Source organism: Collinsella sp. CLA-ER-H9 (assembly GCF_040092295.1).
Taxonomy (GTDB): domain Bacteria; phylum Actinomycetota; class Coriobacteriia; order Coriobacteriales; family Coriobacteriaceae; genus Collinsella.
On record NZ_JBBNLV010000001.1, the window covers coordinates 341,608 to 357,422 of the forward strand.

Sequence of the window (15,815 nt, forward strand, 5' to 3'; positions counted from 1 at the left end):
TTGCTGGGGCTACTTAGCCTTGCTGCGACGATGGAAGAAAGCGCCGATCGCGGCGATGATGGCGCCAAGACCACCGACGGTCGCGACGGTCGCCGCCGTCTGGTCTCCGGTATTGGGAATCGCCGAACCGTTCTTCTTGCTGCCCTGGGCCTTGTCGCCTGCGGGCTTGCCCGCCTGGTTGCCGCCGTTCGAGCCATTGCCGGAACCCTGGTTGCCCGAGCCGCCCTGATTGCCGGAATCGGCATCCTTGAGGCTCTCAATAGCCAGCTTGAGCTGGTCATAGGCCGCCTGGAGCTGGGTGTCGGAAGCATTCTCAGCACCCAAGACGTCCTCGGCGTAGGTAATGGCATCCGTCAGGGCCTTGACAGACTCGGCCGTCTTGCCCCTAGTGTCAGTCTCCTTCGCCTGCTTGACCAGGGCCTTGAGCTGCTTCTTAGTCGGTTTCTCGACCGGGGCCACCGGGGTCTTCTCGAGCGCGCCGCGGGCGCTCTCGAGCGCCCTGAGCGCCTGGTCGACCTCGTCCTGCGTGGCTTTCTCGTCGCTCAAGATGGCGCGGGCGCTCGCCAGGGCGTTCTCGAGCGCCGTCCAGGAGGCCTCGGTGTAGTCACCGGCCTTGAGGTCGCCGGCAGCAACCTCGGCATCAACCTTTTCGATCGCGGTAGCGAGATCATCCTTCGCCACCGGATCGGGGACGGCCGTACCGTAGAACTTGAGCTCCGCCATGCTGCAGTAGGCATCAACGTTGCCACCGCCGGCGTGAATCACCTTGACGGTCACGTAGCGACCGCGCGCGGCGCCAAAGCTCATCTGCTTCCAGTCGCCACGGTCGGTGAGCACGCGGCCGTCGTTGTCGAAGGCGAACGTACCCATCGACGCGGCGGTGCCCATCTCATAGCCGTCGGCAGTGTCGGAGACCAGTATCTCGGCCTCGAAGATATCGCCGTTAGTGCCGCCGTCCTGGCGCGGCAGGAATGTAACGTCGGTGAGATCGTAGTCGCGGCCCAGGTCGACACTCAGATACTGGGGCATACCGGTCCCATGGGCCCAGTCGCTGTGCCAAAGCGTCCGCTCGTCGCCGTCGAGAGCGTTGACGGCGTTGCTGCCCTCGTAGTCGGCCTCACTCGAGAAGTCGGCCACCTTGACGTTCTTGCGGTTCTCGGGCGTGTTGATGAGGATCTTCTCATCGACAGGGCGCATCTTGAGGCCGTCGATTGCCTTCTCGATCTTGGCAGTGGCGTCTGCGACATCCTTCTTGCTATAGCTGCCCTGGCCGCTGTCGAGGAGCTTCCGAGCCGCCTCGACCGCAGTGGTGAGAGCTGCATAGGAATCCTTGGTGTAGACGGACTCGCTGTAGCCCGCGGCCTTGGAAAGCGCTGCCACGAGCGCAGAGGTATCGACACCAGCCTTGACCTCGACCTCATAGGATGCGGTCTTGGAGGGGTCGAGTACCGACGCCACCGTGATCTTTGCCTTGCCGGCCTTGTTGGCACGCAGGTAGTAGCTCACGCTATCGCCAGCCTGAACAGCGGAGACGCTTACCACAGAGGGGTCGGAGCTCTCGACCGTCACATAGGGGTAGCCAGCGCTCTCAGGCGTAGCCTTGGCGTCGACGGGCGTAATGTCGCCTTCAAAGAACTCGGTCTGGTTCTTGCCTAGCTCGACACCCTCGATGGCCTCGACACCCTGCGTGTAGTTGAAGTTGACCTCACGCAGTGTGAGCATCTGGTCACCCGATGCCTCAAGCGGCGTGACCTCGACCTTGGTCGCCTTCTTGCCCTTGTTCTCGGCAGAGAGGTCAAAGGCGTAGCGAGCCAGGAAGGAATCGTACTCCCCGCCCGCGAACTCTTGGATCGAGCCATCCTCGAACGTCACGACGGCCTTGATCTTCTGTACGGTTCCGTTGCCGCCGTTGCGGTTAACGACCTCGACGCTATCGAGTTTCGACGGCGTCTTAAATGCGAATGTCATCGTGGTGGGAAGCTTCACGTAACTCGGTAGCTTACCCTCGCTGTCCCAGTTGCCACTCCAGTTCCACAGGAACTCAAAGCCGTTGTCGCCCTCGTTATTATCGAACAGCGCGTTATAGCTCTTCTGCTGGATAAGTTTCTCGACGTTGGTCCCGTCGTCGGTCGTGAGCTCATCGTTGGTCATCGTGATGTTGAAGGCATCCTGGGCGTACTCGGCGACCGTTGGCTGAGGAACGTCCGGCATCGTCACCGTGCCGTCGCTCGCAAACTCAAGTGCGTCGCATGCCGGGCCGATAAGCCAAGATGTCGAGGGCAGTTCGACCTTTCCGGCGGTCTTGGCCTTGAGCTTGAAACTCGCCACCGCACCAGTACCGTTGTAGAGCTTGCCATCGCCGCGGTTGGCAAAGGCGAGATTGATAGTCTGCGTTCCGTCCACGAACTGGACCTTCTCGCGAGACAGGTTCTCCATGCCGGCAGTCGAGCCGTCCTGCGCGATGCTCTCGGACACAAACTCGAACTGGTCGCTCTTGAAGTTGACGAGGGCGCCCAGGGCGTTGACGTTCTTGGCGTCGGCCGCATAGACATCAACGGTGATCTCATCACCGGCCTCGACCTCGGTCTTGCTCGGAATCACCGCGAGCGAACCTGCGACCTTGCCCTTTTGTTTAGTGCCGCCGTCAAGACCCGCCATGGTGAACGAGTAATCGTAGACGTCGTAAACGCCGTTATCGTTGAGGTCGGCGAAGTGGTCGCGGATCTGCGAACCGAACGTCGGGGTATCGGGCTCGCGATTCTCGAGGCCCAGATAGTTCTTCATGTTGGAGTAGTCTCCGTCGGAGATCGTGGCCTTGTTGAGGTTGGAGCCCACGGCGAAGCCATCCGTGCCGTCGGTCTTGTAGATGGCAATCTCGGACGCGGAGAAGAAATTGCCGACCGAGGCGAGCGGTGTCATGCGCACGTAACGGGCGGCCACGGTGCCGTCAAACGCTACCGTCTTACAATCAGCGGAACGTGCCCAATCGACCTCCTGGCTCGTCCAGTGGACGCCATCGAGACTCGTCTCAACACGCATCTTGGTCACGGTGCCGTTGCCGGCGTCATCGCGCGGATAGTACTCGAGCTTATCGAGCTTGTAAGCGCGTCCATAGTCAACGGTAAGCGCCTTGCCCAGATCGTTGCCACCGGAGTGGAAACCGCCGTCGCCCGACTGGAACTCATGGTCGAAGGCGAGCTCGGCCTTATGGCTGCCGTAAAGTGAGCCCTCCCAGGTGATTTCCTCGGCGTCGGGGACGTTCCGCCACGGATCGAGTGCGGAGTTCGCCTCGAGCACATCGCTCCAGGCGGAGTAACCTTCGGCGTTGCGCGAACGAATCTGGTAGGTGTGCTTGCTATTGTAGGCGAGGTCGGTGTGCGTGAACTCGGCCGCATCACCCACGGCAAACACAGTGCCGTCGACCTTAAGGTCGTAGGAGGTAGCACCATCGACCTTTCCCCAGGTGAGCTTGATGCTCGTTGGGGTCGTGGCGTCCTCGGGGGCAGCAAGGTTCGTGGGTGCGGAGAGGTTCTCGTTGAGGCGATCGGCTGTGAGCGTGGCGTCGGCGTTCACGAAACCGCCCAGCTCAAGCGTCTGCGCCGCTGCAGCAACATCGGTCTTCGCGAACTTGACGTAGACCTTGGGGTTCGTGGTGATCTTGGTGTTGTTGAAGCTCTCGCCCTGCTCGGCCTCGGTGCCGTCCGCATCGCTGCCGTAGTGGTTGAGGTTGGGGGTCTCGCTGTAGAAGTAGACCGCCTGGCCGGCCTCGGGGGTCGCGGCGTCAAAGGTCTCCTGCGAGTCGACCTCAACCACGTTGAGTGCGGATCCGCCGTTCTTGGCGACAACGCTCGTGGGCTTGGCGGACACATTGGCCACGAAGGTCGTGGTGCGGTTGGAGTCGTAGCCGTTGTAGCCGCCCTGCGAGGCCTCGGCGGTAAAGGTCGCGGTGCCGCCTGCGGCCTTGGAGCTGTAGACGGTGCTCACATGCTCACCGTAGGAGATATTGTCGATCGTGCCGTAGGAATCGTCCTCAGTCGTGTTGTTCTCGATGGAGGAGCCGTCGTCCTCGTACTGCGTAAAGGTGCCGTCGCCCTCGGTGGCGAAGAACTCGACGATACGCTGGCTGCGGTCGGTACCCTTGGTGTTGGTGTCGCTCACGGCCTCGGGGTTGTTGTTCTCGGCGTACATCGGCACGATAGCGTTGGCCTTCACAAACAGCGGCAGCTTCCAAAGCGGAGCCTCGTAGTTGTTGAGAACCTGGCCGCCGCGATACTGCTTACCCGAGAAGTAATCGATCCAGATGGTGGGATTCTCGTCGGTGCCGTAGTTGGGGAGGTAAATCCCATTGCGAATGTCGTTGCCGTTCTCGTCTGCCTGGGTATCCTGATACACCGGTGCCACTAGGAAGTTCTCACCGAACATATACTGGTACTGCGTCGAAGTGCTTGCGGCGTACTCGGAGTTGTCGGAAAGCAGCATGGCGCGGATCATGGGCAGGCCGGCATCGCCGTTACCCGTGTCGATGTTGGCCGCCGAGGCCGCGCTCGTGTAGATATAGGGCATGAGCTGCGCCTTGAGCTTGAGGTAGAAGCGCGAGATGCCTGTGTAGGGATCGCCGTGCGTCATGGGCGATTTACGGTAGGTGCCCCAACCGTCCATGTCAAGCATAGAGGGCGTGAACGTCTTCCACTGGTAGTCACGCGCAGAGATGATGGGGTCGCCGCCAAAGATGCCATCCATGTCGGAGCCGATGTTGGGGTTGCCCGAAAGACTCTGACCGATATACGTGGGGATATGGAAGCGAATGTACTCCCAGTTACCGCCATACTGGTCGCCGGTCCAAATGCCACCAAAGCGCTGCGTGCCGGCCCAACCATCGAGCGTGATGATGTTGGGGCGCTTGTTAGCGCCGGTCGTCACCGTGTCATAAGCTGTCTTGATGCCATTAAGACCAAAGGAGTAGCCAGATCCAACCCAGGCAACGTCGGTCTTAAGGGTAGTGATGCCTCCCGTCTTGACCTCGGCGTCGAAGTCGCGAAGCAGATGCCACGGGGTCTCAGGGTTGCTGTCGGGCTCAAGGTTGGACTGGGTCCACAAGCCCGTGCTCACACCCTTGGAGTTGGCATACTCGGTGAACTTCTTAAGGTTGTCGACATTGGCACGCACAGCGTTAAGACGGTCGGCCGAGCTCGCTCCGTCGGAGTTGACGCCGCCGGTCTTGTAGTAACCGTTCTGGCCATAGCCGGCGCCGTAGCCGTCGTTCGGCAGGAACCAACCGAGCGGCATGTCGTTGTCCTCGTAGTCATCGATAACCTGCCGAGCAGAGAACTGGCGGTCGAAATCGGTCGCTTTCATGTTCTCGGTATCAACCGAAGGGCCCTCACCGTTGAGCGTCTCGGCCGCAAGTGTGCCGTCGAGCTTGTAGCCCGTCGACATGCCAGACTCGTACTTAACGTCGCCCTTCTCGCTCGAGGACTTGCTGCCCTTGGTCTCCCACTTCTTTTGACCCGAGGTCGTTGACCAGCCATCACGGTTATAGGCATTAAGATGACCAAGGTAGAACCCGTACTCGGGCAGCAGTACCGGGTTACCGGTCACCTTGTAGTAGTCCTGCAGCATCTCGGTTGCCACGTTCGAAGCGCCCTCGTTGGTCGCCACGAAGTAGTAGGCATCAAACTCATTCTCGCTGTGCAAAGTCGTGACCGTCGATGAGTCCGTGGAACCGAAGTCGTAGGAACCCTCTGCAAACGTGTTTCGGAGTACGCCGTAGCCGTCACTCGTCCAATAAAACGGGTTGGGCGAGGCAACGCCGCCATCAGTCCAGTTGTTCGTGTTGGAGATGGCGATGGTCTGGTTGGTGTGCAGGAAGCGTCCGTTCTGGGTGCCGCCGCCAAAGAAGTTCTCGGACTTCTCCTTGGCGAGCGTCTGGACGGTACCCTTCTTATCAAGGTCGAGGGACGCGGACTCGGAAACCACGACACGGTCGCCTGACTTGATACTCATCTTGCCAGTCGCCTTGTCCAGGATCACGGTCGCCTTTCCGCCGGTGATCTCGATAGTGTCGCCCTTGTCGGCAACCGTCGCGCTCGGCTTGCTGTAGGTGTCCGAGGTATCGGGCTGAGCCTGGATTTTAGCCGTGTGGGACTTACTGCGCGGTGTGGCGTAATCGGAAAACTCACCCTTGGGGTCGACGTTATAACGGAAAATACCGTCCTCGAGGAACGTAATACGGCCCTTGATGCCGTCAGCGAAATCGATGTCGACGACATTCGAGGCAGACTGGGACACGGTCGCTGAGTCGACGCCCTTGAGTGGCGTGGCAATCGCCTGCTGGGGATTGGCAAACACGAGCGTCGCTGCAGTGGCAACGAGGACCGCGCTTCCCTTCACCCACCGTTTCGTAAAAATGGAATTCCTGCGCACCTGGGCTCCTTTCTTCCGACATGCCGAGGACGCCCCCCCCCGGCAGCATGGGAAAACGTATCAAACGGGGATGTTCGGTACATTCCGCACAATGGGGCCACCCGTTACCAAGGGGCCAACTGGTAGTAACCAGATAGCCACCTACTAGGTCATATAATATATGGGAGCACTTGCGCAACCAAGTTCGGAAGTCCACCAACGGCAGTAAAATGAGCGTCAACGGCAAGGTAGGCTTAATAAGCCATACCAATTGGTTCTTCAGTCAAATACCAATCTAGCAAAAATGTACTGTTTATCTGGTATTACACAGACCATACCTTTCCCTCGGGAACTGGGCTTCGCGAAGTTTCCCGAGAGAAAAGCTCGACCGCCGCCCTGCGACCTACCGGAGATTGCCATGACGTACGTTGGCTGATTTGGTTTGGAATGAGAGGTTGACGGAGGGTGGTGGACAGTTAGTTCAGCGGCACTCTCAGCCAGCCACAAAAAGGTCCTCCGGTGAATGCAATTCACCGGAGGACCCCATACAAAACGTGGGCTCTGCCCACACTCTCTTTTTTCTTCAGCCCTAGTCATCGCGCAAAGCTCCTTCGGCAGCACACGGTGCAGCCGAGTCACCGTAGGCCGGGGCGGAGGGGGCCGAGTTTCCCACTGAGCGACTCTGCTTGCAGCCGGAGCGAAAGGGGGAAATCTCGGCCCCTCCCGCCCCGGCCGACCAGGTCACACTACACCGTGTACTGCGGCAGGTCCTGCAGGGCGATGACGTCCATGCCCATGTCGTTGGCGCTGCCGTGACCCTGCTGGTCCTCGCGCACGGCCTCGATGGCACTCACGTACGTGTTGGCCGCAGACATCGCGGTCACGCAAGTCACGCCGCGGCGCACCGCCTCGGTACGCAACAGATAGCCGTCGCCGCGCGAGCCCGGACCGTACGGCGTGTTGATGATCACCGCGATCTTGCCATCGGCGATGAGGTCGCCGATGTTGGGGCGCTCGCCGTCGTGCGGGCCGCTAATCTTCTCCACGATCTCGCACGTCACGTTGCCTCCACGCAGCACGCGCGCCGTACCCTCGGTGGAGCAGATGTCAAAGCCCAGGTAACGCAGGATACGCGCGACCGAAAGGATGTGGCGCTTGTCGCGGTCGCACACGCTGATGAATACCTTGCCGGCGCTCGGGTCGGGCAGCTTGTAGTCGATCGCCAGCTGCGTCTTGGCGTATGCCTCGGGATAGCTCTTAGCGATACCCATGACCTCGCCCGTCGACTTCATCTCGGGCCCCAAGATGACGTCGGCGCCCGGGAAACGTCCCCAGGGCATGACGGCTTCCTTCATGCAGAACCAGTCCAGCTGACGTTCGTCGCTCGGCAGGCCCAAGCTCGCGATGGAATCGCCTGCCATGATGCGCGCCGCGCATTTGGCCAGCGGCACGCCGGTGGCCTTGGAGATAAACGGCACGGTACGGCTGGCGCGCGGGTTGGCCTCGATCACGTAGACGGTCTCGCCCTTGATGGCATATTGCACGTTGACCAGACCGCGGACTCCCAGCGCCATCGCGATGCGGCGCGTGGTCTCGCGGAGCTTCGCCTGCAGGCTCTCGCTAAAGCTGAACGGCGGGATGCAGGTCGCGGAGTCGCCGGAGTGAATACCGGCTTCCTCGATATGCTCCAGGATGCCGCCGATGTATACCTCTTCGCCATCGCACAGGGCGTCGACGTCGGACTCGATCGCACCCTCCAGGAAGCGGTCCAGGTACACCGGGTAGTCGGGGCTAATGCGCGCAGCCTCGGCCATGTAATCGCGCAGATGCTCGGCATCGTAGGCGATCATCATGCCGCGGCCGCCCAGCACATAGCTCGGGCGCACCAGCAGCGGATAGCCGATGTGCGCGGCCACGGCCTCGGCCTCCTCAAACGAGGTGGCCTGGCCCGCCGGCGGGTACATGATGCCCAGCTTGTCGAGCAGAGCGGCGAAGCGCTCGCGGTCCTCGGCAAAGTCGATGGCATCGGGCTTGGTGCCCATAATGTTCACGCCGCTCTCCTCGAGCATGCGCGCCAGCTTAAGCGGAGTCTGGCCGCCGAGCGTCACCACGACGCCGTCGGGGCACTCGACATCGATAACGTCCATGACGTCCTCGTAGGTGAGCGGCTCAAAGTACAAGCGGTCCGAGGTGTCGTAGTCAGTCGAAACGGTCTCGGGGTTGCAGTTGACCATGATGGTCTCGAAGCCGCGAGCCGCCAGTGCGTAGCTCGCGTGCACGCAGCAGTAATCGAACTCGATACCTTGGCCAATGCGGTTGGGGCCGGCGCCCAGGATCATCGCCTTGGGCTTGTCCGCCGGCGTGGTCTCGTCGGGAGCCACGCACTTCTTGGCATCCGGGCTCGTGCGGTAGATGTTCTCGTACGTCTTGTAGTGGTACTCCGTGGCGCTCGAAAACTCCGCAGCGCAGGTATCGACCGTCTTCATGCTGGGAACCACGCCCAGACCCTTGCGATAGGCGCGCACAAAGCGCTCGTCCGAGCCGGTCAGCGCGGCAATCTCGGCGTCGCTCGTGCCGTACTGCTTGAGCAGGCGCATCGCGTCGGCGTCGATATCCTCCACACGCAGGCCGCGGATGCTCTCCTGGACCTGCACCATGTCGTTGATACGGTTGAGGTACCACGGATCGATACCGCAGATGGCATGGATGTGGGCGATGTCCCAGCCACGGCGCAGGGCCTCGACCACAAAGAAGATGCGGTGCTCGGTCGGGGTTGCCACGGCCTGAGCGAGCTCATCGTCGCTCAGCTTGTCGGCACCCTCCTTGCCACCGGCGCAGATGCCCTGGTGACCGTCCTCCAGTGAGCGCATGGCCTTGCCGAAGGCCTCCTCAAAGGTGCGGCCGATCGCCATAATCTCGCCCACGGCCTTCATGCGCGTGGTGAGCGTGGGGTCGGTACCCTTAAACTTCTCGAAGGCAAAGCGCGGCACCTTGACCACACAGTAGTCGATCGTGGGCTCAAAGCAGGCGGGCGTTGCCTTGGTGATGTCGTTGACGATCTCGTCGAGCGTGTAGCCCACGGCCAGGCGAGCGGCGGCCTTGGCGATGGGGAAGCCCGTGGCCTTGGAGGCCAGTGCGGACGAACGGCTCACGCGCGGGTTCATCTCGATGACAATCAGGCGGCCGGTCTGGGGGTTCACGGCAAACTGCACGTTAGAGCCACCGGTCTCGACGCCGATCTTCTCCAAGATAGCGAGCGAGGCGACACGCATGCGCTGATACTCAAGGTCGGAGAGGGTCTGCGCCGGCGCCACGGTGATGGAGTCACCGGTATGCACGCCCATGGGGTCGAGGTTCTCGATGGAGCACACGATGATGCCGTTGCCGGCGTGGTCGCGCATGACCTCCATCTCATACTCTTTCCAACCCTCGATGGACTCCTCGACCAGCACCTCATGGGCAGGCGAGAGCTCAAGGCCCTGGCTCACGATGGAGACGAGCTCCTCGTGGGTATGCGCGATGCCGCCGCCGGCGCCACCGAGGGTAAAGCTCGGGCGCAGTACGCAGGGATATCCCACGCGCTCGGCGATAGCCTCGGCGTCGGCCACGCTGTAGGCATAGCCCGAGCGCGCGACCTCCAGGCCGATCTCGGCCATGGCCTCGTTAAAGAGTTTGCGGTCCTCGCCGCGCTCGATAGCGGCCAGGTCGCAGCCGATCATCTCGACGCCGTACTTGTCGAGCGTGCCGTCCTTTGCCAGCTCGACGGCGGCGTTCAGACCGGTCTGGCCGCCCAGCGTGGGCAGCAGCGCGTCCGGGCGCTCTTTCTTGATCACGCGCTCGATAAACTCGGCGGTGATAGGCTCAACATAGGTGCGGTCGGCCAAGCCCGGGTCGGTCATGATGGTCGCCGGATTGGAGTTGACCAGGATGACCTCAAAGCCATCCTCCTTGAGCACCTTGCAGGCCTGGGCGCCGGAGTAGTCGAACTCGCAGGCCTGGCCAATAACGATGGGGCCCGAACCAATAACGAGGATGCGCTTGATGTCAGTACGTTTAGGCATGTTAGTTCTCCTCGGTCGCAGCGTTCTCGGACTCGGCGAAATTCCAGCCGGCGAGGCGGTCCTTCGCGGTGTCGATGTCCAGGTAGTTCTCCTCGCCGTCCATGAGTCGCGTAAAGGCGGTAAAGAGATAGTGGGCATCGGTGGGGCCGGGCGAAGCCTCGGGGTGGTACTGGACCGAGAAACACGGGGCGTCGAGCAGCTGGATGCCCTCGGCGGTGCCGTCGTTGAGGTTCACATGTGTCAGGCGAATGCGACCAAAGCGCTCGTTCATCACGACCGGCGCGACGCCGCGACGCACCCAGGCGCGCAGGTCGCCATCGGCCGCATGCTCGGTTTCGCCGCCGGAAAGCTCCGGAATCAGTTTGCCCAGACTGGGGAACAGCAGGCCAAAGCCGTGGTTTTGCGCGGTGATCTCCACGCGACGGCTCACCAGATTCATAACCGGCTGGTTACCGCCACGGTGACCGAATTTAAGCTTTTCCATTTGGGCGCCGCAGGCCAAGCTGATCATCTGGTGACCCAGGCAAATACCAAAGACCGGCACCTTGCCGATCAGCTGCTGCACCTGCTCGTAGGTCTCCACCACGGCATCGGGGTCGCCGGGGCCGTTGGACAAAAAGACGCCATCAGGATTCATGTCGAGCACCTGCTGGGCGGGCGTATCCCACGGCACGACGGTGAGGTCGCAGCCGGCACGGACCAGGCCCTCCAGAATACCGCGCTTCACACCGCAGTCGTAGGCGACCACTTTGTGACGGGCAGGAGCGGCAGCCACAAGCGCAAAGCCATGCGTGGCAGGCAGGTCGGCGGCCACGAACTCGTGAGGCGCGGGACAGCTCACGGTCTTGACCAGGTTCTCGCCCACCAGCGTGGGCGCTGCGTCCAGACGCTCGGCGAGCTCGTCGACGTCGAAGATCTCTGTCGAGATAATGCCCATCTTGGAACCATTGTCGCGCAGATGGCGCACCAGAGCGCGGGTGTCGACACCCTCGATAGCGACGATGCCGTGAGCGCGCAGGTACTCCGGCACGCTGACGGCCGAGCGCCAGTTAGAAGGCGTGGCGCACATGTCGCGAACGATCATGCCGCGCATAGCCGGAGCGCTCGCAGGGCGCACGGCGTCGCCGGGGAAGGCCGACTGGACATCGGTCTCGTCGATACCGTAATTGCCGATCTGCGGATAGGTCATGGTTACAATTTGGCCGGCATAACTCGGGTCGGTCATGACCTCAAAGTAGCCCTCAAGCGAGGTGTTGAAGCAGACTTCGCCGGTCGCGGTGCCCTCGGCGCCGCATGCACGTCCATAAAAAATGGTCCCATCCTCAAGATACAGGATACAGGGACCGCAGGCGCCCTTGCTGGTTTTGGCCAGCATACGCTGGCAAAGCTCGCTGGGCGCGAAGGTGCGGGCGGCAGCGCCCGCGGTATGGTTGTTCGCCATAATTCTCCTTCCCGGTCTCACAGGACCGGCTTAAAGGTGTGTAGTTAGGCCTCGCGGTATTGTAACCGCAAGCATGCCTCATGGCGTTAATTTCATCGAAATGTTTACGAAATGATAATTATGACTTTCTATGCATAATGATTTTTTAATCCCCGTCCCGGAAAAATCATCCCGCGGGGCTTGTGGCTCACGCGGGATGATGGCGTCTTATTTTATCTTGTCCTGCTCCAGCAGTTCGGACGGTGTGCGATCGGGCTTGCCGCCGCGGAAAATCTCGCGGCCATGCAGACGATGCTCCAGGTCACGTTCGGCCTTTTCCTCGTCAATCTTGGTCTGGCTCACCACCGGGTCCTCAATCAACGACGACACCGAGTTCACCTGCTTCTGAATGCGCTCGGCGATGGTGTCATCCATACTCACGATGCGCATCTTCCAGTCGATACTCGTAGCGTTGGATGAGCTCTTGGTCCACACGAACGTCAGGATGGCGCTCTGGTGGCCCTGGGCGGGAAACATGCCAAAGAAGGAATCGTGCTGAATGTTGCTATCCTCGTCGATATAGGCGTGAACGTTATACACCACGCGGTCGATCTTATCGTTGAGCAACGCGTTGGTCGCAAGCGCCGCGGCCTGAATCTGCCCGTTGGACAGCAGCTCGAGCTCGTTGGCAGACGATGTGTCCAACACCGTCACCTCGACCGTGCCCGTACGCTCATCGGCTTCATCGACGGTAAAGTCGAGCGGGAACTGCGTAAAGCCGTTGCCCCACTCAAGGCCGCCCTTCAGCGCCGTCGAAACGGTATCGACCGAAACGCTCTCGGACAGGTTGGCGGTGTTCAGGCGACGCATCACGCCGTAGCCAATCTGCATGCCCACGATCAGCACCAAAATACCAATGACCACGGCCATCGCGGTCTTCGTAATGGTATGACTCACCTGCGAACCCGAAGGATCGTCCTCGGACAGCGGGTCGATATGTTTTGCCTGGCTCGCGCGGTCCTCGCTGCGCAGCTGCGCTAGCGCCGCTTTGTCACCGCGCTTGGCCGCCGCCTCCTTCTCGCGCATGCGCTCGGTGCGCTTTTTGGCAAGCGTGGGATCCAAGACACCGGATGCATCGATTTCGGAGAATAACTCCGTCACTTCTTCCGGAGTCAAAGGGTTCTTGTCAGCCATAAACTTCCTGTCATATCAATCAGTCGAGCTCGTGCGCACGCGCACCTTCGAACTGCATTCGATAGTAACGGGCATAGGTGCCGCCACGGGCGAGAAGCTCCTCGTGCGTGCCACGTTCCACAACGCGACCATGCTCAACGGTCGCAATCTCATCGGCGTGTTTAATGGTCGAGAGACGGTGGGCGATGATAATCGTGGTGCGGCCGCGTGCCAGCTCTTCGAGCGACTCCTGGACCGCCTCCTCGCTCTCGTTATCCAAAGCACTCGTCGCCTCGTCCAAGATCAAGATTTTGGGATTCTTGAGAAACACACGCGCGATGGCAACGCGCTGTTTCTGTCCGCCCGAAAGACGGCTGCCGCGCTCGCCCACGACCGTGTCATAGCCCTGTGGAAGCGACTCGATAAAGGCATCGATGTTGGCGCGACGGGCGGCCTCGGCGATCTCTCCTGCCGTAGCGCCCGGCTTGCCGTAGGCGATGTTCTCGCCAATCGTGCCATCAAACAGATAGACATCCTGCTGCACCAGGCCGATGGCGCGACGCAGGCTCTGCTGCGTCACATCGCGCACGTCCTGGCCGTCGATGCTAATGGATCCGGCGGCCACGTCATAAAAGCGCGGCAGCAGCGAACAGGTCGTCGATTTGCCACCGCCCGAAGGGCCAACCAAAGCGATGGTCTGCCCGGGCTTGATAGACAGATCCATATGGTCGATAACGGGACGCTCGTCGGCATCGCCCTCGCCCAGCTCAACATCCTCGTAGTTAAAGCACACGTCGTGATACTCCACGGCGCCGGCAGTCACCTGCAGATCCGTGGCGCCCGGCTTGTCCTGGATATCCGGCGCGGTCGAGAGTACCTCGTCCATACGCTTAAAGCCGGCGATAGCCTTCTGATACATTTCGGCCGAATTGACGAGTGTCTCGAGCGGCGTGCAGAACAGCGAAATGTAGAGCGCGAAGGTTGCCATATCGACTGCCTGCAGCTGGCCTTGGGCAACCAGCCAACCGCCCAGCAGCACCACGATCACATAGAGCACACCCGAGAGCAGGCCATACGTCGCGGTATAGACGCCCATGGCGTGATACATGTTCTCCTTGGACGAAAGATAGCGATTGTTGGAGGCGCGGAACTTGAAACGTTCGGTCTCCTCATTGGCAAAGCTCTTGACCACGCGCATGCCCGCCAGCGAATCCTGCAGCTGCGCATTGATGCCGCTGATCTTTTTGCGGTTGTCGCTAAAGACCTCGCGCATGCGCATGTTCTGCCAAAACATGATGACCGCAAACGCCGCCGTCACCACGGCCATGGCGAGCGCCAGCACCGGGGCGATGGTAAAGAGGATCACAAACGAGCCGATAATCTCGATGCCGCAGATGATGATCCACTCGGGCACGTGATGCGCCGCCTCGCAGATATCGAACAGGTCGTTGACCACGCGGCTCATCATGTCGCCCGAGCTGTTGCGGTCAAAGTACGCAAAGCTAAAGCGCTCATACTGGTCAAACAGGTCCTCGCGCATTTTGGACTCCATACGCGCGCCCATCACGTGACCCCAATAGCTCACAAAATAGCGGCAGGCGCAGCGGACGGCATACATCAGCACCAAGCCCACCGCGATCATGCCGAGCGCCTGCATAATGACAGCCTGACCCTGAGTAAACAGCCCACCGGTCAAATTGCGCAGGATAATGGGGAACGCCAGGTCAATGGCGGCAAGCACCAGAGCACAAACAGTATCAGCAACAAAAAGCCCCATCTGGGGCTCGTAATACGAGAGAAACCTTTTAAACATGCAATCCTCGAAGAGAAATAAATAGCGTGAGAAATCCGGTTGAACCGGTCAGGCTGAAAACAAAGCGTCCCAACAAGCATAACGCCGATGTTCTGGCAGCGTCAGCGAAAACGTCCCTAAGCGAGCAAGGTGCCTTGAAAGAGGAGCGACGCGTACTTCGGTACGCGAGCGACGATTGAAAGGCAGATTGCCGCTTAGGGGCGTTTGCAGCGTCGACTCGTTACGCGGTTTGGTAAAACCGCGTAACCTAGAGCTCTGCCCCGCCTAGTCGGTGAGCGATACTGTCGCAGGCAAGAGCGCCCACGACGGTCTTGGCGTCTTCGATCTTGCCGTCGAGCACGGCGTCGATCAGCTCGTGCAGCGGCACCAGGTCCACGTTGACAAACTCGTCATCATCGGGGTTGGGCGCATCAAACTCGAGCCTGGTAGCCAAGTAGATGTGAATGATCTCGTCGCAAAAACCACAGGACGTGACAATGGACGTCAAAAAGCGAATGCGACCGGCCCTAAAGCCCGTCTCCTCATGCAGCTCGCGTTTGGCGCAATCGAGCGGGTCCTCGCCTGGATCGAGCTTGCCGGCGGGAATCTCGACCGTCACGCGGTCGATGGCGGTGCGGTACTGACGCACCAGTACGATCTTGCCGCTCTCGGTCAGCGCCACAACGGCCGCCGCACCCGGATGGCGAACGATATCGCGGGCGCTGCGGCGACCGTTGGGCAGCTCAACCTCAAGACGGTGGACGTCGAGGATCTTGCCCTTCCAGGCGCACTCCTCCGAAAGAATCTTCTCGTGCAGCTCGGCATCGTGCGGGTCGTCGTCGCCCAGCACCAGCGCCGGCTCGTCAGCGACCTCGCCACCAGGCTCGCCCTCGGCGTGCCCATACATGCGGCTGTCCTCCTCGACGATCTGCGCGTCCACGAGTTCTTCGTTCTTCTCGTCCATCCG

At 60.9% G+C, this 15,815-nt stretch carries 6 protein-coding genes; all 6 read right to left on the reverse strand.

Annotated features, from left to right (window positions below; all coding sequences use genetic code 11):
* Positions 1-9: 9 nt before the first annotated feature.
* The 6 genes from AAAX73_RS01410 to AAAX73_RS01435 all read right to left on the reverse strand — a co-directional run bounded on the left by AAAX73_RS01410 (position 10) and on the right by AAAX73_RS01435 (position 15,812).
* Positions 10-6,423, reverse strand: coding sequence for a discoidin domain-containing protein (locus AAAX73_RS01410; protein WP_349124829.1), 6,414 nt, complete (start codon positions 6,421-6,423; stop codon positions 10-12).
* Between the two features lie 725 nt (positions 6,424-7,148).
* Positions 7,149-10,463, reverse strand: a complete 3,315-nt coding sequence (gene carB, locus AAAX73_RS01415) for a carbamoyl-phosphate synthase large subunit (RefSeq protein WP_349124830.1) — start codon at positions 10,461-10,463, stop codon at positions 7,149-7,151.
* A gap of 1 nt (position 10,464) precedes the next feature.
* Positions 10,465-11,904, reverse strand: a complete 1,440-nt coding sequence (gene carA / locus AAAX73_RS01420; protein ID WP_117584039.1) for a glutamine-hydrolyzing carbamoyl-phosphate synthase small subunit — start codon at positions 11,902-11,904, stop codon at positions 10,465-10,467.
* A 207-nt stretch (positions 11,905-12,111) separates the two neighbouring features.
* Positions 12,112-13,077 carry a hypothetical protein gene (locus AAAX73_RS01425; protein ID WP_117584038.1) on the reverse strand — a complete coding sequence of 322 codons (966 nt, stop codon included), beginning with the start codon at positions 13,075-13,077 and terminating at the stop codon, positions 12,112-12,114.
* Between the two features lie 19 nt (positions 13,078-13,096).
* On the reverse strand, positions 13,097-14,869 hold the full coding sequence (locus tag AAAX73_RS01430) for an ABC transporter ATP-binding protein (protein ID WP_349124831.1): 1,773 nt from the start codon (positions 14,867-14,869) through the stop codon (positions 13,097-13,099).
* 247 nt (positions 14,870-15,116) lie between these two features.
* Complete coding sequence (locus AAAX73_RS01435) at positions 15,117-15,812, reverse strand: NUDIX hydrolase (protein ID WP_349124832.1); 696 nt, start codon at positions 15,810-15,812, stop codon at positions 15,117-15,119.
* Between the last annotated feature and the right edge of the window lie 3 nt (positions 15,813-15,815).

Excerpts from the sequence above, each read along its gene's own strand:
- carB (WP_349124830.1), bottom strand. The coding sequence starts at position 10,463 with ATGCCTAAACGTACTGACATCAAGCGCATCCTCGTTATTGGTTCGGGC.
- carA (WP_117584039.1), bottom strand. The coding sequence starts at position 11,904 with ATGGCGAACAACCATACCGCGGGCGCTGCCGCCCGCACCTTCGCGCCC.
- AAAX73_RS01425 (WP_117584038.1), bottom strand. The coding sequence starts at position 13,077 with ATGGCTGACAAGAACCCTTTGACTCCGGAAGAAGTGACGGAGTTATTC.
- AAAX73_RS01430 (WP_349124831.1), bottom strand. The coding sequence starts at position 14,869 with ATGTTTAAAAGGTTTCTCTCGTATTACGAGCCCCAGATGGGGCTTTTT.
- AAAX73_RS01435 (WP_349124832.1), bottom strand. The coding sequence starts at position 15,812 with ATGGACGAGAAGAACGAAGAACTCGTGGACGCGCAGATCGTCGAGGAG.